The 21,480-nt window shown below is 68.2% G+C and carries 23 protein-coding genes and 1 tRNA gene; 20 read left to right on the forward strand and 4 right to left on the reverse strand.

What is annotated here, in order from left to right; genetic code table 11:
* Positions 1-37 precede the first annotated feature (37 nt).
* Positions 38-934, reverse strand: a complete 897-nt coding sequence (locus tag MWN33_RS10130) for an ATP-binding protein (protein ID WP_247200383.1) — start codon at positions 932-934, stop codon at positions 38-40.
* Positions 935-1,141: 207 nt separating this feature from the next.
* Here MWN33_RS10130 and yajC point away from each other — a divergent pair, with 207 nt between their 5' ends.
* Genes yajC through MWN33_RS10155 form a run of 5 tightly spaced genes read left to right on the forward strand, consistent with a single transcriptional unit; the run spans position 1,142 to position 5,401 of the window.
* Complete coding sequence (yajC, locus tag MWN33_RS10135; RefSeq protein WP_247200384.1) at positions 1,142-1,483, forward strand: preprotein translocase subunit YajC; 342 nt, start codon at positions 1,142-1,144, stop codon at positions 1,481-1,483.
* A 48-nt stretch (positions 1,484-1,531) separates the two neighbouring features.
* Complete coding sequence (gene secD, locus MWN33_RS10140) at positions 1,532-3,130, forward strand: protein translocase subunit SecD (RefSeq protein ID WP_247200385.1); 1,599 nt, start codon at positions 1,532-1,534, stop codon at positions 3,128-3,130.
* 15 nt (positions 3,131-3,145) lie between these two features.
* The gene (gene secF, locus MWN33_RS10145) at positions 3,146-4,102 is read left to right on the forward strand and encodes a protein translocase subunit SecF (RefSeq protein WP_247200386.1); all 957 of its coding nucleotides are present in this window, start codon (positions 3,146-3,148) and stop codon (positions 4,100-4,102) included.
* A gap of 38 nt (positions 4,103-4,140) precedes the next feature.
* Positions 4,141-4,518, forward strand: a complete 378-nt coding sequence (locus MWN33_RS10150) for an Mth938-like domain-containing protein (protein WP_247200387.1) — start codon at positions 4,141-4,143, stop codon at positions 4,516-4,518.
* A gap of 10 nt (positions 4,519-4,528) precedes the next feature.
* The gene (locus MWN33_RS10155; RefSeq protein ID WP_247200388.1) at positions 4,529-5,401 is read left to right on the forward strand and encodes a phytoene/squalene synthase family protein; all 873 of its coding nucleotides are present in this window, start codon (positions 4,529-4,531) and stop codon (positions 5,399-5,401) included.
* Between the two features lie 10 nt (positions 5,402-5,411).
* Here MWN33_RS10155 and kdsA read toward each other — a convergent pair whose 3' ends face one another.
* Both kdsA and MWN33_RS10165 read right to left on the reverse strand, forming a co-directional pair.
* Positions 5,412-6,260 carry a 3-deoxy-8-phosphooctulonate synthase gene (gene kdsA, locus MWN33_RS10160; protein WP_247200389.1) on the reverse strand — a complete coding sequence of 283 codons (849 nt, stop codon included), beginning with the start codon at positions 6,258-6,260 and terminating at the stop codon, positions 5,412-5,414.
* 32 nt (positions 6,261-6,292) lie between these two features.
* Positions 6,293-7,315 carry a KpsF/GutQ family sugar-phosphate isomerase gene (locus tag MWN33_RS10165; protein WP_247200390.1) on the reverse strand — a complete coding sequence of 341 codons (1,023 nt, stop codon included), beginning with the start codon at positions 7,313-7,315 and terminating at the stop codon, positions 6,293-6,295.
* 189 nt (positions 7,316-7,504) lie between these two features.
* Between MWN33_RS10165 and MWN33_RS10170 the strand changes: the two genes are divergently transcribed.
* From MWN33_RS10170 to MWN33_RS10180, 3 genes are all read left to right on the forward strand, one after another.
* The gene (locus MWN33_RS10170; protein ID WP_247200391.1) at positions 7,505-8,614 is read left to right on the forward strand and encodes an AI-2E family transporter; all 1,110 of its coding nucleotides are present in this window, start codon (positions 7,505-7,507) and stop codon (positions 8,612-8,614) included.
* Positions 8,615-8,711: 97 nt separating this feature from the next.
* Positions 8,712-8,788: transfer RNA gene (locus MWN33_RS10175), tRNA-Asp, on the forward strand.
* Positions 8,789-9,120: 332 nt separating this feature from the next.
* Positions 9,121-9,330 (forward strand): hypothetical protein, encoded by a 210-nt coding sequence (locus MWN33_RS10180; protein WP_247200392.1) that lies wholly within the window; start codon positions 9,121-9,123, stop codon positions 9,328-9,330.
* Between the two features lie 70 nt (positions 9,331-9,400).
* Here the strand turns inward: MWN33_RS10180 and MWN33_RS10185 are convergent, their stop codons facing one another.
* Positions 9,401-11,062, reverse strand: a complete 1,662-nt coding sequence (locus tag MWN33_RS10185; RefSeq protein WP_247200393.1) for a Na/Pi cotransporter family protein — start codon at positions 11,060-11,062, stop codon at positions 9,401-9,403.
* Positions 11,063-11,240: 178 nt separating this feature from the next.
* Here MWN33_RS10185 and MWN33_RS10190 point away from each other — a divergent pair, with 178 nt between their 5' ends.
* From MWN33_RS10190 to MWN33_RS10245, 12 genes are all read left to right on the forward strand, one after another.
* Positions 11,241-11,522, forward strand: a complete 282-nt coding sequence (locus tag MWN33_RS10190) for a DUF1488 family protein (RefSeq protein ID WP_247200394.1) — start codon at positions 11,241-11,243, stop codon at positions 11,520-11,522.
* Between the two features lie 351 nt (positions 11,523-11,873).
* Positions 11,874-12,239, forward strand: coding sequence for an NADH-quinone oxidoreductase subunit A (locus tag MWN33_RS10195; RefSeq protein ID WP_247200395.1), 366 nt, complete (start codon positions 11,874-11,876; stop codon positions 12,237-12,239).
* Complete coding sequence (locus MWN33_RS10200; RefSeq protein WP_247200396.1) at positions 12,230-12,808, forward strand: NuoB/complex I 20 kDa subunit family protein; 579 nt, start codon at positions 12,230-12,232, stop codon at positions 12,806-12,808. Before MWN33_RS10195 ends, MWN33_RS10200 begins: the two co-directional genes overlap by 10 nt.
* 14 nt (positions 12,809-12,822) lie before the next feature.
* Complete coding sequence (locus MWN33_RS10205; RefSeq protein WP_247200397.1) at positions 12,823-13,437, forward strand: NADH-quinone oxidoreductase subunit C; 615 nt, start codon at positions 12,823-12,825, stop codon at positions 13,435-13,437.
* Positions 13,438-13,447: 10 nt separating this feature from the next.
* Positions 13,448-14,647 (forward strand): NADH-quinone oxidoreductase subunit D, encoded by a 1,200-nt coding sequence (locus MWN33_RS10210; RefSeq protein ID WP_247200398.1) that lies wholly within the window; start codon positions 13,448-13,450, stop codon positions 14,645-14,647.
* A 39-nt stretch (positions 14,648-14,686) separates the two neighbouring features.
* On the forward strand, positions 14,687-15,553 hold the full coding sequence (nuoE, locus tag MWN33_RS10215; protein ID WP_247200399.1) for an NADH-quinone oxidoreductase subunit NuoE: 867 nt from the start codon (positions 14,687-14,689) through the stop codon (positions 15,551-15,553).
* Between the two features lie 10 nt (positions 15,554-15,563).
* Positions 15,564-16,865, forward strand: a complete 1,302-nt coding sequence (nuoF, locus tag MWN33_RS10220; RefSeq protein WP_247200400.1) for an NADH-quinone oxidoreductase subunit NuoF — start codon at positions 15,564-15,566, stop codon at positions 16,863-16,865.
* A 9-nt stretch (positions 16,866-16,874) separates the two neighbouring features.
* On the forward strand, positions 16,875-18,953 hold the full coding sequence (nuoG, locus tag MWN33_RS10225; RefSeq protein WP_247200401.1) for an NADH-quinone oxidoreductase subunit NuoG: 2,079 nt from the start codon (positions 16,875-16,877) through the stop codon (positions 18,951-18,953).
* Positions 18,954-18,966: 13 nt separating this feature from the next.
* Positions 18,967-20,001, forward strand: coding sequence for an NADH-quinone oxidoreductase subunit NuoH (gene nuoH, locus MWN33_RS10230; protein ID WP_247200402.1), 1,035 nt, complete (start codon positions 18,967-18,969; stop codon positions 19,999-20,001).
* Between the two features lies 1 nt (position 20,002).
* Positions 20,003-20,266, forward strand: a complete 264-nt coding sequence (locus MWN33_RS10235; RefSeq protein ID WP_247200403.1) for a hypothetical protein — start codon at positions 20,003-20,005, stop codon at positions 20,264-20,266.
* Positions 20,267-20,276: 10 nt separating this feature from the next.
* On the forward strand, positions 20,277-20,765 hold the full coding sequence (gene nuoI, locus MWN33_RS10240; protein ID WP_152302253.1) for an NADH-quinone oxidoreductase subunit NuoI: 489 nt from the start codon (positions 20,277-20,279) through the stop codon (positions 20,763-20,765).
* Between the two features lie 109 nt (positions 20,766-20,874).
* Positions 20,875-21,480 (forward strand): NADH-quinone oxidoreductase subunit J, encoded by a 606-nt coding sequence (locus MWN33_RS10245; protein ID WP_247200404.1) that lies wholly within the window; start codon positions 20,875-20,877, stop codon positions 21,478-21,480.

A 21,480-nucleotide genomic window follows, 5' to 3' on the forward strand; every position in this document is an offset into this window, starting at 1 on the left:
GCTTCCCTCCGGCGCGACGTTCGGACCTTGGCGCCGGTCAGCGCGGGGTGGCTGGCGGCTCTGACAACGAAACGCCCAGCCGCCCCGCGACATCCTGCACATATTGCCAGGCGGTGCGGCCCGAGCGGGCGCCGCGCGTGGTGGACCACTCCAGCGACTCGCGGCGCAACGTTTCGGCATCGACCGGGATGCCGAAATGGGCGACATAGCCCTCGACCATCGCGAGATACTCGTCCTGCGTGCACTTGTGGAAGCCGAGCCACAGGCCGAAGCGGTCCGACAGCGAGACTTTCTCCTCGACCGCCTCGCCGGGATTGATCGCCGTGGAGCGCTCGTTCTCCACCATCTCGCGCGCCAGGATGTGGCGACGGTTCGAGGTGGCGTAGAAGATCACGTTCTCCGGCCGGCCCTCGATGCCGCCTTCCAGCACCGCCTTCAGCGACTTGTACGAGGTGTCATCGGCATCGAAGGACAGGTCGTCGCAGAAGATGATGAAGCGGAAGGGCGCCGGGCGCATCAGCGCCATCAGCGCGGGCAGCGATTCGATGTCCTCGCGGTGGATCTCCACCAGCTTGAGCGGCGGACGGCCCTCGCTTGTCGCCTCGCGGTTGACCGAGGCGTGCGAGGCCTTCACCAGCGAGCTCTTCCCCATGCCGCGCGCGCCCCACAGCAGGGCGTTGTTGGCGGGCAGGCCGCGCGCGAAGCGCAGCGTGTTGTCCACCAGCTGGTCGCGCGTGTTGTCGATGCCCTTCAGCAGATCCATCTCGACCCGGCTGACGCGCGGCACGGCTTCAAGCCGGCGGTCCTCGGCGTGCCAGACGAAGGCGTCGGCGGCGGTGAAGTCCGCGCTGGCCGCGCGGTTTGGGGCGATGCGCTCCAGCGCCTCGGCGATGCGGGCGAGAACGGCGCCGAGGTCGTCGGGTGTATGGCTCATGATGTGCTCCTCCGTCCGCCCGGAATACCCATAGGCGGGCGGCGCGACAAGCAGAACCGTAACGTCTGTTACGCCCTGTCGCGCATGTGAGGTGCACGGGAGGTGGCGACGTGCCGACGGCGTTTGCAATCGGCGGGCGCGTCAGTATAGTCCGCGCCGCTTCGCCGGGCCTTTCGCCCGCCTTTGATCGACGGACAAGGAACCGACATGTTCATTACGCCAGCCTTTGCGCAGGGTGCCCCCGCCGCGGGCGGCACCGACATGCTGATGTCGCTGCTGCCCTTCGTGCTGATCTTCGTCATCATGTACTTCCTCATCCTGCGCCCGCAGCAGAAGAAGGTGAAGGCGCATCAGGAGCTGGTGAAGAACGTGCGCCGCGGCGACACGGTGGTGACGTCCGGCGGCCTCATCGGCAAGGTTTCGCGCGTGATCGATGATTCCGAGATCGAGCTTCAGCTCGCGGAAGGCGTGAAGATCCGCCAGGTGCGCGGCCTGATCTCCGAGGTACGCGCCAAGGGCGAGCCCGCCAAGGAAGAAAGCGAATCCTGACGCTGACCTCTTGCGGCCGAACCGCCACGGGCGGCCGGAAGGAACCCCATGCTTTACTTCTCGAAATGGAAGGCCCTCGCGATACTGGCGGTCTCCGCCATCATCTGTCTGATGGTGGTGCCGAGCCTGCTGCCGTCGAAGGCCTATGACCACCTGCCGGGCTTCCTTCAGCGCAAGATCGTTCTCGGTCTCGATCTGCAGGGCGGTTCCTACATCGTCCTCCAGGTCGACTCCGCCGAGGTGCGCAAGGCACGGCTGGAGCAGCTGCGTGACGACGCGCGCCGGGTGCTGCGCGACGCCAAGGTCGGCTATACCGGCCTGAACATCCAGGGCGACGCGGTGCAGGTGCGCATCCGCGACGGGCAGGACGCGGAGGCCGCCTACACGCAGCTCCGCACGCTGTCGCAGCCGATCGGCGGCGCGATGTCGACCTCCGGCCAGCTCGACACCGACGTGACGCGCGACGGCAACCTCATCTCGCTGTCGCCGACCTCGACCGGCGTTCAGGCGCGCACCATCCAGGCGGTGTCGCAGTCCATCGAGATCATCCGCAAGCGTATCGACCAGCTCGGCACGACCGAGCCCTCGATCCAGCGCCAGGGCGCCGACCGCATCCAGGTGCAGGTGCCGGGGCTTCAGGATCCCTCGCGCCTCAAGGCGCTGCTGGGCCAGACCGCCAAGCTCACCTTCCGCCTCGTCGACAACACGATGAGCCCGCAGCAGGCGCTGCAGGGCCGTCCGCCGGCCGGCACCGACGTTCTCTATTCGGATTCCAACCCGCCGGTACCCTATCTGATCGAGCAGCGTGTGCTGGTGGCCGGCGAGGACCTCACCGACGCCCAGCCGAGCTTCGATCCCACCACCCGCGAGCCGGTCGTCACCTTCCGCTTCAACACGAACGGCGCGCGCCGCTTCGCCGAGGCGACGCAGGCCAATGTCGGCCGGCCCTTCGCGATCATCCTCGACAACAAGGTGATCTCGGCGCCGGTGATCCGCGAGCCCATCCTCGGCGGCTCGGGCCAGATCAGCGGCAGCTTCACCGTGCAGGCGGCGAACGACCTCGCCATCCTGCTGCGCGCCGGCGCCCTGCCGGTGCCGCTGCAGGTGGTGGAAGAGCGCACCGTCGGCCCCGGCCTCGGCGCGGATTCGATCCGGGCGGGCCTGATCGCTTCCATCGTCGGTGCAATTGCCGTCGCGCTGTTCATGATCGCCACATACGGCATCTTCGGCGTGGTGGCGGTGCTGGCGGTCGCGGTCAACGTCGGCATGATCTTCGGCGTGCTCGCCATGCTCGGCGCCACGCTGACGCTGCCCGGCATCGCCGGCGTGGTGCTCACCGTCGGCATCGCGGTCGATTCGAACGTGCTGATCTACGAGCGCATCCGCGAGGAGGCGAGGGCGGGGCGTTCGGCCATCTCGGCCATCGACGCCGGCTTCACCCGTGCGCTGGCGACCATCCTCGATTCGAACATCACGACCTTCATCGCGGCGGCGGTGCTGTTCTATATCGGCTCGGGCCCGGTGCGCGGCTTCGCGATCACCTTCGGCATCGGCATCATCACCACCGTGTTCACCGCCTTCACGCTGACCCGCCTTATGGTCGCGCTCTGGGTGCGCTGGCGGCGCCCCCAGCGCGTGCCGATCTGAGAAAGGCGAGAGCCAATGCGTCTGCTCCGCATCGTCCCGGACGATACCAAATTCGACTTCATGCGCTTCCGGCGCATCAGCTTCCCGATCTCGGCCCTGCTGTCGATCGTGGCGCTGGTGGCCTTCTTCACCCTCGGGCTGAATTTCGGCATCGACTTCAAGGGCGGCACGCTGCTTGAGGTGCGCTACCCGAACGCCGCGCTCAATATCGGCGATGTGCGCTCCAAGCTCGAAGCGCTCGAACTCGGCGAGGTGCAGATCCAGGAGATAGGCGGCGATGGCGAGGTGCTGATCCGCGTCGCCCAGCAGCCCGGCGGCGAGCAGGCCCAGCAGGCCGTCGTCGGCAAGGTGCGGGCCGCGCTCGGCGACGGTGTCGAATACCGCCGCGTCGAGGTGGTGGGCCCGCGCGTGTCGCAGGAACTGCTCAGCTACGGCATCGTCGGCCTGATGCTCGCCGTGGTGTGCATCCTCGTCTATCTTTGGTTCCGCTTCGAGTGGCAGTTCGCGCTCGGTGCCTCGATCGCCAACTTCCACGACATCGTGCTGACCATCGGGTTCATGTCGATCTTCCAGATCGACTTCGACCTGACCAGCGTGGCGGCGCTGCTGACCATTCTCGGCTACTCGCTGAACGACACCATCGTCATCTACGACCGCATCCGCGAGATGCTGCGTCGCTACAAGAAGATGCCGACCGACGAGCTGCTGAACGCTTCGATCAACTCGACGCTGTCGCGTTCGGTGATCACCCATGTCACCGTCACCCTTGCGCTGCTCGCGCTGGTGCTGTTCGGCGGCCGGGCGATCCACTCCTTCTCGGTCACGATGATGTTCGGCGTGGTGCTGGTCGGCACCTACACCTCGATCTTCATCGCCTCGCCGCTGCTGATCTATCTCGGCGTCACCACGCGGACGATGGCCGAGCGCGCTGAGAAGGAAGCCAGCTCCAGGGCCGAGCGCATCACGCCCTGACGGCACAGGCCGTCGGGACAGCGGGTGAGGGAACGCCGATGGCGAGCGCGGACGCCCATCTGCCCTATCAGGTGCCGATCGACGGCTATGGCCGCGGCGCGTTCCATTTCGCCGGCATGGCGTCGGACGGCTCGGTGCTGGCCCTGCCGAGCGGCATCCACGCCTGGGCGCCGCGCCTTCCTGCCGAGATCGACGCGGCGGCGCTGGCGCAGGTGTTCGCGCAGGCCGGCGCCATCGAACTGCTGCTGATCGGCACCGGCCCGGACCCTTGGCCGGTTCCGGAGGCGCTGCGCTGGCGCTTGCGCGACGCCGGCGTCGCGGTCGACGCCATGCCGACGCGCGCCGCCGCCTCGACCTACAACGTCCTGCTCGCCGAGGGCCGGCCCGTCGCCGCCGCGCTGCTGGCGCTGCCATGAGAGAGCACGCATGAGTGCCTCCAGACCCATGCCGGCGGTCGATTACTGCGCCGCCCTCGTCCGCGACCTCGACCGCGACCGCTATGTCGCCGATCTGTTCGCCCCGGCGGCGCGGCGCGGCGCGCTGTTCGCGCTGCACGCCTTCAATATAGAGGTGTCGCGGGTGCGCGAGGCGATCACCAACCCGATGGCGGGCGAGGTGCGCCTGCAATGGTGGAGCGAGGCGCTGATCGGCAACGGGCGCGGCGATGTGCGCGCCAATCCGGTGGCCGGCGCTCTGCTCGATGCCATAGAGACGCACCGCCTGCCGCGCGAGACCTTTTTCGCGCTGCTCGATGCCCGCATCTTCGATCTCTACGACGACGCCATGCCGACGGTGAATGACCTCGAAGGCTATGCGGGGGAAACGTCCTCGGCGCTGATCCGGCTGGCGACGCTGATCCTGTCGGGCACCGCCGGCGCCGCCTCGGCGGAAGCCGCCGGCCATGCGGGCGTGGCCTATGCGGTGACGGGCATATTGCGCAGCTTTCCCATCCATGCCCGGCGCGGCCAGTGCTACGTGCCGCTCGACGTGCTCGCGGCGCACGGTCTTACGCGCGAGGACGCGGTGTCGGGCCGCTCCAGCTCGGCGCTGGTGGCGGCGCTGGCCGATCTGCGGGCGCTGGCGCAGCGCCATTACGAAGCGGCGCTGGGCGCGCTTTCCGGCGTCGAGGCGTCGGAGCTGCCGGCCTTCCTGCCGCTGATGCTGGTTCCCGGCGATCTGGCGGCGCTGGAGCGGCCGCACGACCCGTTCGCGGCCGTGCCGGCCACCAGCGCGCTCAGCCGGCTGTGGCGGCTCTGGCGGGGCGCAGGGGCCCTCCGGCGCGCCGCGAGTGCCGGCTAGATCGGCCCGATCAGTTCGACGTGCCCTTGGCCACGCGGTCGAAGGCTTGAAGCCGGGCGACCAGATCCTCGAACTGGCTGAGCGGCACCATGTTGGGGCCGTCCGAGGGCGCCTTGTCCGGGTCGGGATGGGTCTCGACGAAGACGCCGGCGATGCCCACCGCCACCGCCGCCCGCGCCAGCACCGGCACGAATTCGCGCTGGCCGCCCGAGGACGTGCCCTGTCCGCCGGGCTGCTGCACGGAATGGGTGGCGTCGAAGATCACCGGCGCGCCGGTCGTCTCCGCCATGATCGGCAGCGCCCGCATGTCGGTGACGAGCGTGTTGTAGCCGAAGGACACGCCGCGCTCGGTGACGAGCACGTTGGGATTGCCGCTCTCGGTGAGCTTGGCGACCACATTCTTCATGTCCCAAGGCGCGAGGAACTGGCCCTTCTTCACATTCACTGTCCGCCCCGTGGCGGCGGCGGCGATCAGAAGGTCGGTCTGCCGGCACAGGAAGGCGGGGATCTGAAGGATGTCGACCACCTCACCGACCGGGGCGCACTGGTCGTTCTCGTGCACGTCGGTGAGCACCGGCATGCCGTAGCGCTCGCGGATCTCGGCGAAGACGGGCAGGGCGGCGTCCAGCCCCATGCCGCGCGCGCCCTTGATCGAGGTGCGGTTGGCCTTGTCGAACGAGGTCTTGAACACCACGCCGATGCCGCGCCGGGCGGCGATCTCCTTGATCGCGGCGGCACATTCGAGAGCGTGCTCGCGGCTTTCCATCTGGCACGGGCCGGCGATCAGCGCCAGCGGCAGGTCATTGCCGAAGCGCACATCGCCGACGGACACAACGGGGTTGGCGCGCTCGCCGCTCATGGGGTGGTTCCTCGGGGAAGGGCGGCGCGGCGTCAGAGGACGCCGGCGCGCAGGATGTCGTGAATGTGCAGGATGCCGACCGGCGCGTCCTCGGCCACCGCGAAGACCACGGTGACGGGACGCCGGTTCATCAGCCCCAGCGCGGCACTGGCGAGGTCCGCCGGGCGCACCACCAGCGGGGCGTGCGTCATGACGTCCTCGACCGGCAGGGCCAGCAGCTCGCCGCCCATGTGCCGGCGCAGGTCGCCGTCGGTGACGATGCCGGCGAGCCGGCCCGCGCCGTCGACGACGCCGCAGCAGCCGAAGCGCTTGCCGGTGATCTCGATGAGCACGTCGCTCATCGGCGTGCCGACGCGCACCAGCGGCATCTCGGGGCCCTGATGCATGAGGTCGGCGACCTTGAGCAGCCGCGCGCCAAGCTTGCCGCCGGGGTGGAAGACGCGGAAATCGGAGGCCGAGAAGCCGCGCCGTTCCAGCAGCGCCACCGCCAGCGCATCGCCGATGGCGAGCTGCATGAGAGTGGAGGTGGTCGGCGCCAGCCCGTTGGGGCAGGCTTCCTCGACGCGCGGCAGGACGAGCGCGATGTCGGCGGCGCGGCCGAGCGTGCTGTCGGCGTTGGAAGTGATGGCCAGCAGCGGCACGGCGAAGCGGCGCGCATAATGCACCACGTCGCCGAGCTCGGCGGTCTCGCCCGACCAGGAGATGGCGAGCAGCACGTCGTCCGGCGTCACCATGCCGAGGTCGCCATGGCTGGCCTCCGCCGCGTGCAGGAACAGGGCAGGGGTGCCGGTGGAGGCGAGCGTCGCGGCGAGCTTGCGGCCGATATGCCCGCTCTTGCCCATGCCGGTGACGATGACGCGCCCGCGCGCCTCCTCGACGAGCCGGGTCGCGCGCTCGATGGCCTCGCCCAATTCGCCCTCGACCGACGCGCTGAGGGCGGCGAGACCCTTAGCCCCGACGGCGAGGGTACGCCGCACGCTCTCGCGCAGCGCGTCGTCCCGACCGGGCGTCTCGGCGACGGAAATATTCTGCGACTGGGCCACGCCCACAGCCATTCTCCCTTGCTTGCGGCGCCCCGCCGGCGCGAACGCCCCGGTGCGCCCTTCAGGGCCACGCCCGGCGGTCAATAAGCGCCAATCGTCCGCGATGCAATGGAGGCCCGCGCGGCAAGGGCGCGTGGAACCATGGAGTACCCGTTCTCGTTGTCGCGGTCGGAGTGCGCGGGCACTTGTGGGGATGGCAGAATGGACATGTGGCGCGGCGTGACTCAGGCGGGGGGCGAGGCCGCACATATGCAGAGGCCGGAGAGCCGGAACGACAGGCTTTGGCGGCGCGTCACCCAGGTGGCGATGATCGCGGCTTCGGTCGTGATTCTTTCCGGCGCGCTCGTGGTGGCGCGCGCCGTGCTCATTCCCATTGTGGCCGCCGTCATCATGGGCAGCGTCATCGGGCCGGCCATAGAGGGCATGTCCAAGCGCGGCATTCCGACCGTGCTGGGCGCGACGTTGATCATCGCGGCGATTGTCGGCCTGCTCTACGGGACCGCCATGGCGCTCGCCGGGCCGCTCGCCGACTGGATCGCACGCGGACCCGAGATCGGCGGCATCCTGCAGGAGCGATTCGCCGCGCTGAAGCCGAGCCTCCAGACCCTCGCCTCGGTCATCGGCTCCATCCAGTCGATCGGTCGCGTGGCCGAACCGCCCATGGTGGTGGAGATCGCCAACTCGCAGATGCTGGAGAGCATGGTGACCGTGATCACGCCGGTGATCGGCGAGTTCATCCTTTTCCTCGGCTCGCTGCTTTTCTTCCTCGCGGGGCGTGTGCAGATCAAGCGCCGGGTGGTGAAGGTGATGACGCCGCGGACCACGCGGCTCGCGACGTTGCGTGTGTTCCGCGAGATCGAGGATCGGCTGGGCGCCTACCTCGTCACTGCGACCTTCATCAATATCGGGCTGGGCATCGCTACCGGGGTGATGACCTGGGCGGTCGGACTACCCAATCCGCTGCTCTGGGCCGTGCTCGCCTGCGTGCTGAACTACGTTCCCTATGTCGGCCCGGCGGTGATGACCCTGATTCTCACCCTCGCCGGCGTGGTCACCTTCCCCGGCATCTTCCAGGCATTGCTGCCGGCAGCGTCCTTCCTCGTCATCACCAGCATCGAGGGGCAGCTGCTGACGCCGCTCATCGTCGGCCGGCGCGTCTCGCTGAACCCGTTCGCCGTGTTTCTTTCCATGGCGCTGTGGACATGGCTGTGGGGACCGGCAGGCACGTTCCTTTCGGTTCCGCTGCTCATTGCGGCGATGGCGCTTGTGGATGGCGTGCTCGCCAAACAGCGTCCGCAGCTCCCCGGTTGACACTTATCGTGGGAAGCCAGTCCACCCCGCTTGACACCCGGCGGGGGCTGCCTTAACACCCGCCGCACTCGACGCGCGGCCCACACGGCCCGTCGTTGGGGGTGTAGCTCAGTTGGTTAGAGCGCCGGCCTGTCACGCCGGAGGTCGCGGGTTCGAGCCCCGTCACTCCCGCCATTCAATTTCATGTCATCGTTGATGTTCTGGAACGGCCGGCCCGGTAGCGGGGGGATCGCTTGCGTGCGGGTCGCCTTGCGCGCTGTCTCCTCGCCGGATCGAGCATTGGCACGCCTTTGCGGCATGCCTGCCGAGTGCCGGGCCGGATCGCTGCGCCGCTCTGCCCGCGGGTGCGGATGCCGGTGGGCGGTCCGTGCACTATCGGACGTTCCGGCGGATCGGATGGTGTTAACCTATGCGTCACTCGCCGGAGCGCCGTGACGCCCGGATCTGAACCGGAGCAGCTTCCCCGGTGATGCCGGTTTCCGGATCGGCAGTACGGAGGCTTTACAATGACGACGAACAGCGAAGATCGTGCCCGCGCCGTCTGTGCCGTCGACGCCAAGCTTGCCTCCGTGCCCACCCAGCTGATTCCCGCTCTCGTCGAACGGCTCTGGCCGGTAGCGGCGCTTGAGATCAACGGCGGGCTGGTCGATCCCGACCTGCCTCGCCCGCCGGACCTCGTCGAGAGAATCTCGGAATACCGTCTGCTCAAGCGTTGAGTTCGTCGCAAGTCGCTACCCGGCCCGACCGCTGCGCGCACCGGCACCCGCGCGCGGGCTCGCGGGTTGACTAGCGCCCCGCGCCGGCGACGCGGCTCGTGAGCAGGGCGCCGCTGCGCTCCAGCACCGGATAGGCGGCAGCGGCGACGATGTGGCTGTTGATCTGCTTCATGTCGCGCAGAAGATCGAGATAGAGGGCGTTCGCCTGCATGGCGAGCTGCGGCCCGGCCCGCAGGCGCGTCACATTGAGCCGCGTCGCCCGCGCCTCGGCATCGCGGAAGGCGACCTTCTCGTCGGCCAGCAGGCGGGCGGCGCGCGGATCCTCGGTCATGAAGAGCGAAGCGGCAGTGCGCAGATTGCCGATCAGCCGGTCCATCAGCGCGATAAGCTCGTCCTCCTGCTCGCGCGGGATCGAAAGGCCGCGCTTGGCGCGTTTCGAGGCGTGCGGCAGCAATTGCCGGTCGATGATGTCGCCGGCCTGCTCGATGTTCATCGCAAAGGCGAGGATCTCCTCCATGCGGCGCAGGTCGTGCGGGCCGAGCTCCTCCGTGTCGATGGAGGTGAGGTAGGCGCGGATGGCGAGGTTGAGCCGGTCGAGCACATCGTCGCCGCGCCGGGTTTCGGCGATGAGCCGGCGGTCGCCGCTGCGCAGCCCGTCGCGCGCACCCGCCAGCATCGCCTCCAGCGCGTCGGCGAGTCGCAGCGTCTCGCGCGCTGCCCCGCCGAGCGCGACGATGGGCGTCTCCTTCGCCGCCGGATCGAGGTAGAGCGGGCGGGACGGGTCGGCCGGCGCCTTCTGGTCCGGCAGCAGCCGGCACAGAAGCCGGGCGAGGGGGCCAAGCAGGGGAAAGAACAGCACGGCCGTGCTGAGGTTGAACAGCGTGTGGAAATAGGCGACCGCGAGCGCGTCGTCCGGCTGCAGCGTCACCATGAAGCGCCCGATGGGGCCGAGGGCGGCGAGCGCGACGGCGATGCCGGCGAGCCGCGTCAGCAGATTGCCGAGCGGCACGCGCCGCGCGGTCGGGTCGCCCGCCGTCGCGCCCTCCAGCAGCGGGTTGATGGCGGTGCCGAGATTGGCGCCGAGCACCAGCGCGAAGGCGGCGTTGGGCGGCACCACGCCGTTCGCCGCCATCGACATGACCAGCAGGACCACCGCGACGCTGGAATGCGCCGCCCAGGTCAGCCCCGCGCCGATCAGCACGGCGAGCAGCGGCAGGGTGACGATGCTGCCCATGAGCAGGCGCAGGCTCGGCGCGTCGTCATAGTCGTGCATCAGGTCGATGAGTTGGTGGAGCGCCAGCAGCATCAGGCCGAGGCCGATCAGCACCCGGCCGAGATCGTGGGTCTGGGTGGAGGAATCGCGGCGGAACATCAGCACGCCGACGAGGATGAGCGCGGGGGAGAGCGCGGCGATGTCGAGCGAGAGCACCTGCACGATCAGCGTCGAGCCGACATTCGCCCCCAGCATGGCCGACAGCGCCGGCACCAGCGCCACAAGGCCGCCGGCGGCGAAGCCCGTCACCATCAGCCCGGTCGCCGTGCTGCTCTGGAGAAGGGTGGTGACGCCGAGCCCGGCGAGGAAGGCGCGGCCGCGATTGGCCATGGCATGGCCGAGAATGGTCTTCAGCCGGGGGCCGAAGGCGCGCTGCACCCCGGTCTGCACCATGTGGGTGCCCCACAGCAGCAGGGCGATGAAGCCGGCGAGGTCGACGAGCGTGGCTGGAAAGATCATGCGCGGCACACTCCGGAAAGCGGCGTCGCCCCACGGCGCCCAATGCGGTGGACAGGCCAGTTTCATGCCGGCGACCGGCTTTGTCGATCATGCCGCAGGGTCAGACGGCAGTTCCGCCCGCAAAGACAATCGAACCGGGCGGCGCCTGGATCGTTGTCCCTCAGACAAGGAGGCACCGATGCTGCACCATTCCGCCATGCCGCCGGATGACCTGCCCGAACGCCGGAGCGTTCGCTTCCACTTTCGCGGCGACAAAGACCTCGTCGACTGCCTGGTGAGCTGGGACGCGCTCGACCGGCTGGAGAATCATCCCGCCGCCACCCGAGCGGAACGCCTGGCCCGCTTCGAGCAGCATCGCGCGCGCATCGAGGCGGCGGCTCTGCGCAAGCTGGACGCCGGGAGCGGCCAGGGCGAGCTGACATTGGCCACTGAGGATGTGATGTCCGAAACGGGACGCTGACGTCCCGGTCGCGGACATGTCATGCGCGGGGCGTAGGCAGTAGGCCGATCCTGTCGGCGGCCGGCCGTTTCACGGGATGCGCATGGCTGCCGCGCTCTGGCGTGCGCTGCCAGAAAATAGGCGCTAAGCCACGCTGATTGCCTCTATTTTGGAACCCGGCGCGCCATCCTGCATCGGGGAAGGCAGCTCTCGCCGCCAAGCTGTGAATTCTGTATGCCAGTCCTGCGCGATTGGCTCCGCATGCCCTTGCCTCGGTCATGGTGGTGAGATAAGCCTGCCGCGTGCTTTGAATATTTCGCAACTGCGATGGGCACGATCGATGACGTATGCTGGCACGGGAGGATCCCATCCATGAGCAGCCTGCTGCAGGATTACCTGCCCGTCGTCATCTTCATCGGCGTCTCGGCGGTCATCGGTCTGGCGCTTCTGGTGGCGCCGTTCCTGGTCGCCTACAGCCGGCCCGATCCGGAGAAGATGTCGGCCTATGAATGTGGCTTCAATGCGTTCGACGACGCGCGCATGAAGTTCGACGTCCGGTTCTATCTGGTCTCCATCCTCTTCATCATCTTCGACCTCGAAGTCGCGTTCCTGTTTCCGTGGGCAATTACCTTCCGCGAGCTGGGCGGCTTCGGCTTCTGGTCGATGATGGTGTTCCTCGGCGTGCTGACCGTCGGTTTCGTTTACGAGTGGAAGAAGGGGGCGCTCGAATGGGATTGAGCGCGAATAGCCCCCTCGTCGCCCCGGCGGCGAAGGGCATCATCGACCCGAATACCGGCAGGCCGGTCGGCGCCACCGATCCGTTCTTCGTCGAGATCAACGCCGAGCTGGCCGACAAGGGCTTCCTCGTCACCGCCACGGACGAACTCATCAACTGGGCGCGCACCGGCTCGCTGATGTGGATGACCTTCGGCCTCGCCTGCTGCGCGGTCGAGATGATGCAGACCTCGATGCCGCGCTACGACGTGGAGCGCTTCGGTTTCGCGCCGCGCGCCTCGCCGCGCCAGTCCGACGTAATGATCGTCGCCGGCACGCTGACCAACAAGATGGCCCCGGCGCTGCGCAAGGTCTACGACCAGATGCCGGAGCCGCGCTACGTCATCTCGATGGGCAGCTGCGCCAATGGCGGCGGCTACTATCACTACTCCTATTCCGTGGTGCGCGGCTGCGACCGCATCGTGCCGGTGGACATCTATATCCCCGGCTGCCCGCCCACGGCGGAAGCCCTGCTGTACGGCGTGCTGCTGCTGCAGAAGAAGATCCGCCGCACCGGAACGATCGAGCGCTGAGGGTTCGAGGCGATATGGACGAGACGCTGAAAGAGCTGGGCGCGCATGTGCAGGAAGCCCTTCCCGACGCGATCGGGGAGGTCGTCGTCGCGCATGGCGAGCTGACGCTGGTCGCCGACGCGGCGCAGGTGATCCGTGTGCTCACCTTCCTGCGCGACGACCCGTCCAGCCGCTTCGTCAGCTTCATCGACGTGTGCGGCGTGGACTACCCCAAGCGCGAGAAGCGCTTCGACGTGGTCTACCACCTGATGTCGCCCACCCTGAACGCCCGCGTGCGCATCAAGGTGGCCACCGACGAGACGACGCCGGTCGCCTCTGCCACGCCGGTGTTTCCGGGTGCCTTCTGGTTCGAGCGCGAGGCGTTCGACATGTACGGCATCCTGTTCTCGGGCCATCCCGAGCTGCGCCGCATCCTCACCGACTACGGTTTCGACGGCTATCCCTTGCGCAAGGACTTCCCGACCACCGGCTTCGTCGAGGTGCGCTACGACGACGAGCGCAAGCGCGTGGTCTACGAGCCGGTGAAGCTCGCCCAGGAGTTCCGCAACTTCGACTTCCTGTCGCCGTGGGAGGGGCCGGAATACGTGCTCCCGGGCGACGAGAAGGCAACCGGCCCGAAGGCGGGCTGAGGGACGAGCGATGAACGCACCCGGCAAGATCGATCCCGCCGTCCGCAACTTCCAGATCAACTTCGGCCCGCAGCATCCTGCCGCGCACGGCGTGCTGCGCCTCATCCTCGAACTCGACGGCGAGATCGTCGAGCGCGTCGACCCGCATATCGGCCTGCTGCATCGCGGCACGGAGAAGCTGATCGAGGCCAAGACCTATCTGCAGGCCGTGCCCTATTTCGACCGGCTCGACTATGTCGCGCCGATGAACCAGGAGCACGCCTTCTGCCTCGGCATCGAGCGCCTGCTGGACATCGAGGTGCCCAGGCGCGGCCAGCTCATCCGCGTGCTGTATTCCGAGATCGGCCGCATCCTCTCCCACATGCTCAACGTGACGACGCAGGCGCTCGACGTCGGCGCGCTCACCCCGCCGCTGTGGGGCTTCGAGGAGCGCGAGAAGCTCATGGTGTTCTATGAGCGCGCCTCCGGCTCGCGCATGCACGCCGCCTATTTCCGCCCCGGCGGCGTCCATCAGGACCTGCCGCGCGCGCTCGTCGAGGACATCCTCGCCTGGACGCACACATTCCCGGCCTTCATGGACGACCTCGAAGGTCTGCTCACCGACAACCGCATCTTCAAGCAGCGCAATGTCGATATCGGCATCGTCTCGCTGGAGGACGCGTGGGCGTGGGGCTTCTCGGGCGTGATGGTGCGCGGCTCGGGCGCCAAGTGGGACCTGCGCCGCTCGCAGCCCTACGAGTGCTATGACGAGCTCGATTTCTCGATCCCGATCGGCAAGAACTGCGACAATTACGACCGCTACTGCATCCGCATGGAAGAGATGCGGCAGTCGGCGTACATCATGCAGCAGTGCTGCGAGCGCCTGCTCAAGGAGACCGGCCCGGTCTCGGCGGTCGACAACAAGATCGTCCCGCCCAAGCGCGGCGAGATGAAGCGCTCGATGGAATCGCTCATCCATCACTTCAAGCTCTACACCGAGGGCTTCCACGTCCCCGCCGGCGAGGTCTACGCCGCGGTCGAGGCGCCCAAGGGCGAGTTCGGCGTCTATCTCGTCGCCGACGGCACCAACAAACCCTATCGCTGCAAGATCCGCGCGCCCGGTTTCGCGCATCTTCAGGCGATGGATTTCCTCTGCCGCGGCTACATGCTCGCGGACGTCTCGGCGATCCTCGGGTCGCTGGACATCGTGTTCGGAGAAGTGGACCGCTGAGTCCCGCGCGGACGAGCGGTTCGATCGGAAGGGTACGGCATGTCTGTCCGTAGGCTTGCGCCAAAGGAGGTTCAGCCCGAGAGCTTTGCTTTCACGGCTGAGAATCTCGACTGGGCCGAGAAGACCATCGCGAAATATCCGGCCGGCCGTCAGGCCAGCGCGGTGATTCCGCTTCTCATGCGTGCGCAGGAGCAGGCGGGCGGCTGGGTTTCCGAGCCGGCGATGCGCTATGTCGGCGACATGCTCGGCATGGCGCCGATCCGCGTCTACGAGGTCGCCACCTTCTACACCCAGTTCCAGCTCAACCCGGTGGGCGCCAAGGCGCATATCCAGGTCTGCGGCACCACGCCCTGCATGCTGCGGGGCGCGGGAGACCTCATCAAGGTCTGCCAGCGGCGCATCCATGAAGAGCCGTTCCACGTCTCCGAGAACGGCGCGCTGTCGTGGGAAGAGGTGGAATGCGCCGGCACCTGCGTGAACGCGCCGATGGTGCAAGTGTGGAAGGACGTCTACGAGGACCTGACGCCGGAGGATCTGGAGAAGATCCTCGACGCCTTCGAGCGCGGCGAGCATCCCGCTCCCGGTCCGCAGAACGGCCGCGTCACCTCCGCACCGGTGACGGGCCTGCGCGTGCTGACCTCGCCCGAACTGTTCGACGGCTCGATGGTCGGGCAGGGCGCCGGTCTGGCGCTGGCCCGCGAGGCGATCGCCGCCCGTGCCAATGGCGATGCGGCCCCGTCCGCGCCGCCGCCGGCCGCCGCTGCCGCCGCGCCTCCCGCTCCGCCCAAGAGCGACCCGGCCCCCGCCGCGCCGCCGCCGGCCAAGGCGGTCGAGGCGGCCGGCAATGCCGACAGCGAGAAGCCGAAGAAGCCCGTCGCTCCGCCTCCGGGCGGGAAGGCGGATTGAGGAGCGAACCATGCTTGCCGACAAGGATCGCATCTTCACCAACATCTACGGCCACCACGACTGGGGGCTGCAGGGCGCGCTCAAGCGCGGCTCGTGGGATGGCACCAAGACCATTCTCGACGCCGGCCGCGACTGGATTATTGAGCATATGAAGGCCTCGGGCCTGCGCGGGCGCGGCGGCGCCGGCTTCCCGACCGGCCTCAAGTGGTCGTTCATGCCCAAGAACAATGACGGGCGCCCGCATTACCTCGTCGTCAACGCCGACGAATCCGAGCCCGGCACCTGCAAGGACCGCGAGATCCTGCGCCACGACCCGCACCATCTGGTCGAGGGTTGCCTGATCGCCGGCTTCGCCATGGGCGCCCACGCCGCCTACATCTATGTGCGCGGCGAGTTCATCCGCGAGCGCGAGAACCTCCAGGCGGCGGTCGACCAGGCCTATGAGGCCCGGCTGATCGGCAAGAACAACGTGCATGGCTGGGACTTCGACGTCTTCGTCCACCACGGCGCCGGCGCCTATATCTGCGGCGAGGAGACCGCGCTGCTCGAAAGCCTCGAAGGCAAGAAGGGCCAGCCGCGCCTCAAGCCGCCGTTCCCGGCCAATGTGGGCCTGTATGGCTGCCCGACGACGGTCAACAACGTCGAATCCATCGCCGTGGCGCCGACCATCCTGCGGCGCGGCGCGGCGTGGTTCTCCTCCATCGGCCGGCCGAACAATGTCGGCACCAAGCTCTATGGCATCTCCGGCCATGTGAACACGCCCTGCGTCGTCGAGGAGGCGATGGGCATCCCGTTCAAGGAGCTGATCGAGAAGCATGGCGGCGGCATCCGCGGCGGCTGGGACAATCTGCTGGCGATCATCCCCGGCGGCGCCTCCTGCCCGATCATCCCGGCGGACCAGTGCGACGACCTGATCATGGACTTCGACGGCTGCCGTGCCGTGAAGTCCAGCTTCGGCACCGCCGGCGTGCTGGTGATGGACAAGTCCACCGACGTGGTGAAGGCCATCGCCCGCATCTCCTACTTCTTCCGGCACGAGAGCTGCGGCCAGTGCACGCCCTGCCGCGAGGGCACGGGCTGGATGTGGCGCGTGCTCGACCGCATGGTCGAGGGCCGCGCCCAGAAGCGCGAGATCGACCTGCTGCTGCAGGTCACGACGCAGGTCGAGGGCCACACCATCTGCGCGCTCGGCGACGCGGCGGCCTGGCCGGTGCAGGGCCTGATCCGGCATTTCCGTCCCGAGATCGAGAAGCGGATCGACCAGTACGCGGCGAATCCGCATTCCGATCCGGTGCCGGTCGCGGCGGAGTGAGAGAGCATCATGGCCAAGATCATCGTTGACGACGTCGAGCTGGATGTTCCGCCGGAATACACGCTCCTCCAGGCCTGCGAGGCGGCCGGCGCGGAGATTCCGCGCTTCTGCTTCCACGAGCGCCTGTCGATCGCCGGCAATTGCCGCATGTGTCTCGTCGAGGTGAAGGGCGGCCCGCCCAAGCCGACGGCGAGCTGCGCCCAGAACGTGCGCGACCTGCGCCCCGGCCCGAATGGTGAGCCGCCCGTCATCCTCACCAAGTCGCCCATGGTGAAGAAGGCGCGCGAGGGGGTGATGGAGTTCCTGCTCATCAACCACCCGCTGGACTGCCCGATCTGCGACCAGGGCGGCGAGTGCGACCTGCAGGACCAGGCCATGGCCTATGGCGTGGACACCTCCCGCTACGCCGAGAACAAGCGCGCGGTCGAGGACAAGTATATCGGCCCGCTGATCAAGACCTCCATGACGCGGTGCATCCAGTGCACCCGCTGCGTGCGCTTCACCACCGAGGTGGCGGGCGTCGCCGAGCTCGGCGCCATCGGGCGCGGCGAGGACATGGAGATCACCACCTATCTGGAAGCGGCGCTCTCCTCCGAGCTGCAGGGCAATGTCGCCGACCTCTGCCCGGTCGGCGCGCTCACCCAGCGCCCCTATGCCTATCACGCCCGCCCGTGGGAGCTGGTGAAGACCGAGTCCGTCGACGTGATGGACGCGGTCGGCTCCAACATCCGCATCGACACGCGCGGCCGCGAGGTCATGCGCGTCCTTCCGCGTCTCAATGAGGACGTGAACGAGGAGTGGATCTCCGACAAGACCCGCTACATCTGGGACGGCCTGAAGACCCAGCGCCTCGACCGCCCCTATGTGCGCGTCGGCGGCAAGCTGAAGGCCGCGAGCTGGCCGGAGGCCTTCGCCGCCATCGCCGCGAAGGTGAAGGGCGTGCCGGGCAACCGCATCGGCGGCCTGATCGGCGACCTTGCCTCGGTCGAGGAGAGCTTCGCGTTGAAGTCGCTGCTGGCCTCGCTCGGCTCGGCCAATATCGACGCGCGCCAGGACGGGGCGAAGCTCGATCCCGCGCTCGGCCGCGCCTCCTACCTGTTCAACGCCTCCATCGCCGGCATCGAGCAGGCCGACGCGCTGCTGATCGTCGGCGCCAACCCGCGCCTTGAGGCGAGCGTGCTAAATGCCCGCATCCGCAAGCGCTGGCTGCAGGGCAATTTCCCCATCGGCCTGATCGGGCCGCATGTCGACCTGACCTACCCCTATGACTATCTCGGCGCCGGCACCGACACGCTGCTCGACCTCGTCGGCAGCGGCACCTTCGCCGAGACGCTGAAGGGCGCGCAGCGCCCGATGATCCTGGTCGGCCAGGGCGCTCTCGCACGCCCGGACGGCGCGGCGGTGCTGGCGCTGGCGGCGCGGCTCGCGGTGGCGGTCGGTGCGGTCAAGGACGGCTGGAACGGCTTCAGCGTGCTGCACACCGCGGCCTCGCGCGTGGGCGCGCTCGACATCGGCGCGGTGCCGGGCGAGGGCGGGCTCGACGCGGTGGCGATGACCAATCCGGGCGGCGTCGACGTGCTGTTCTCGCTCGGCGCGGACGAGATCGACATCGCGCCGGGCGCCTTCGTCGTCTATCTCGGCACCCATGGCGACCGCGGCGCCCATCGCGCCGACGTCATCCTGCCGGGCGCGGCCTATACCGAGAAGTCCGGCACCTATGTGAACACGGAAGGCCGGGCCCAGCTCGCCAACCGCGCCGCCTTCCCGCCGGGCGAGGCCCGCGAGGACTGGGCGGTGCTGCGCGCGCTGTCCGACGTGATCGGCCACAAGCTGCCCTTCGACACCCTCGGCGAGCTGCGCGCCGCGCTCTACAAGGCCTATCCGCATCTCGCGCGGATCGACCATGTGGAGCCGGCCGACCCGGCCGCGGTGATCGCGCTGGCGGGCACCGCCGGCACACCGGCGAGCGGCCCGTTCGTGTCTGCCGTGACCGACTTCTATCTGACCAACCCGATCGCACGCGCGTCCGCCGTGATGGCCGAATGCTCCGCGCTCGCGCACAGCCGCCTTGCGGCGGCGGCCGAGTGAGGGGAGGGGGAGCATGACCGAAACTAGCTGGCTCGACACTCTCATCCAGGTCGTCATCATCGTCGCCCAGAGCCTCGCGCTGCTGGTCGGCCTGCTGATCGTCGTCGCTTACGTGCTGCTGGCCGACCGCAAGATCTGGGCGGCGGTGCAGCTTCGCCGAGGGCCGAACGTGGTCGGGCCGTTCGGCCTGTTCCAGTCCTTCGCGGACCTGATCAAGTTCGTCCTCAAGGAGCCGGTCATCCCCGACGGCTCGAACAAGGGCGTGTTCCTGCTGGCGCCCTTCGTCACCTGCCTGCTGGCGCTCGCCGCCTGGGCGGTGGTGCCGCTGGACGCCGGCTGGGTGGTCGCCGACATCAATGTCGGCGTGCTCTACATCTTCGCCATCTCGTCGCTCGGCGTGTACGGCGTGATCATGGGCGGCTGGGCCTCGAACTCGAAATACCCCTTCCTGTCGGCGCTGCGCGCGGCGGCGCAGATGGTGTCCTACGAGGTCTCCATCGGCTTCGTCATCGTCACCGTGCTGCTCTGCGCCGGCTCGCTGAACCTCTCGGCCATCGTCGAGGCGCAGAACTCCCAGTGGGGCCTGCTGGGCTGGTACTGGCTGCCGCTGTTCCCGATGTTCGTGATCTTCTTCATCTCGGCGCTGGCCGAGACGAACCGCCCGCCCTTCGATCTGGGCGAAGCGGAATCCGAGCTGGTGGCCGGCTTCATGGTGGAGTACGGCTCCACCCCGTACATGATGTTCATGCTCGGCGAGTACGTGGCCATCATGACCATGTGCGCGCTGACCACGATCCTGTTCCTCGGCGGCTGGCTGCCGCCGGTGCCGGTGGCGCCCTTCACCTGGGTGCCGGGCATCGTGTGGTTCCTGCTCAAGGTGCTGTTCGTCTTCTTCATGTTCGCCATGGTGAAGGCGATGGTTCCGCGCTACCGCTACGACCAGCTCATGCGTCTGGGCTGGAAGGTGTTCCTGCCGATCTCGCTGGCGATGGTGGTGATCGTGGCGAGCGTGCTGCACTTCAGCGGCCTCGCCGCGTCGGGGGGCTGAGATGGACGAGGGCACGCTGAACGCCCTGATGGAAGCCTCCGCCGTCGGTTGGACCGGGGCGCTCGCCGGAGCCCTGTTCGGGGCGCTGGAATGGTTCATCCTGCCGCGCGTCGTCGAAACGTCGATCCGCGGTTCCCGTGAAGCCCGCAAGCTGAATGCCGATCAGCTGGAGGGCGTGATTTCCTGGTGGAAGACGGTCATCCGCGTCTTCGCCGTCTCGATGCCGCTGCTGGGCTTTGGCCTCGCGGTCGGCATGGCCGAATGAGGAGCGCGACATGAGGTTGGACCTGGCCGCACGCCAGCTGCTGCTCACCGAGTTCGTCTCGGCGTTCTTCCTGGCCATGCGCTATTTCTTCAAGCCCAAGGCGACGCTGAACTACCCCTTCGAGAAGGGACCGGTCAGCCCGCGCTTCCGTGGCGAGCATGCGTTGCGCCGCTACCCCAACGGGGAAGAGCGCTGCATCGCCTGCAAGCTGTGCGAGGCGATCTGCCCGGCGCAGGCCATCACCATCGAGGCCGGCCCGCGCCGCAACGACGGCACGCGCCGCACCACGCGTTACGACATCGACATGGTGAAGTGCATCTATTGCGGCTTCTGCCAGGAAGCCTGCCCGGTCGATGCCATCGTCGAGGGGCCGAACTTCGAGTTCGCCACCGAGACGCGCGAGGAACTCTACTACGACAAGGCCAAGCTGCTCGCGAATGGCGACCGCTGGGAGCGCGAGATTGCGCGCAACATCGCGCTGGACGCGCCGTACCGTTGAGCGCGCGGGGGACTGGGGACGTGACGACCGTAACGATGCGAGCCGCAACGGCTCTTCGCGCCGCGCCCGCCGGGAAGGCGCGGCAGGGGACGATCTGGGAGTGCCGGGCATGAGCCTCGCTGCGCTGTTCTTCTATCTGTTCGCGGGTGTCGCGGTCGCCTCGGCCTTCATGGTCATCGCGTCGCGCAATCCGGTGCACTCGGTCCTGTTCCTGATCCTGACCTTCGTGAACGCCTCTGGCCTGTTCATCCTGATCGGCGCCGAGTACCTCGCGATGCTGCTGGTCGTCGTCTATGTCGGCGCGGTGGCGGTGCTCTTCCTGTTCGTGGTGATGATGCTCGACGTCGATTTCGTCGAGCTGCGCCAGGGCTTCCTGCAGTACCTGCCGGTCGGCGGGCTGGTTGGCTTCATCTTCCTCGCCGAGCTGGTGCTGGTGGTGGGCTCCTGGAGCTTTGGCCAGGGCGTGACCGGCGCGGTCGTCGCACCGGCGCCGGGCGTCTCCAACGCGGTGCAGATCGGCCGCGTGCTCTACACGGACTATGTCTACTTCTTCCAGGCGGCTGGCCTCGTGCTGCTGGTCGCCATGATCGGCGCCATCGTGCTGACGCTCCGCCACAAGGAGAACGTCAAGCGCCAGAGCATCCCGGTCCAGAACGCGCGCACCAAGGCGATGGCGATCGACGTCGTCAAGGTGCCCTCCGGAAAGGGGCTCTGA

The organism is Ancylobacter koreensis, assembly GCF_023016525.1.
GTDB classification, from domain to species: Bacteria; Pseudomonadota; Alphaproteobacteria; order Rhizobiales; family Xanthobacteraceae; genus Ancylobacter; species Ancylobacter koreensis.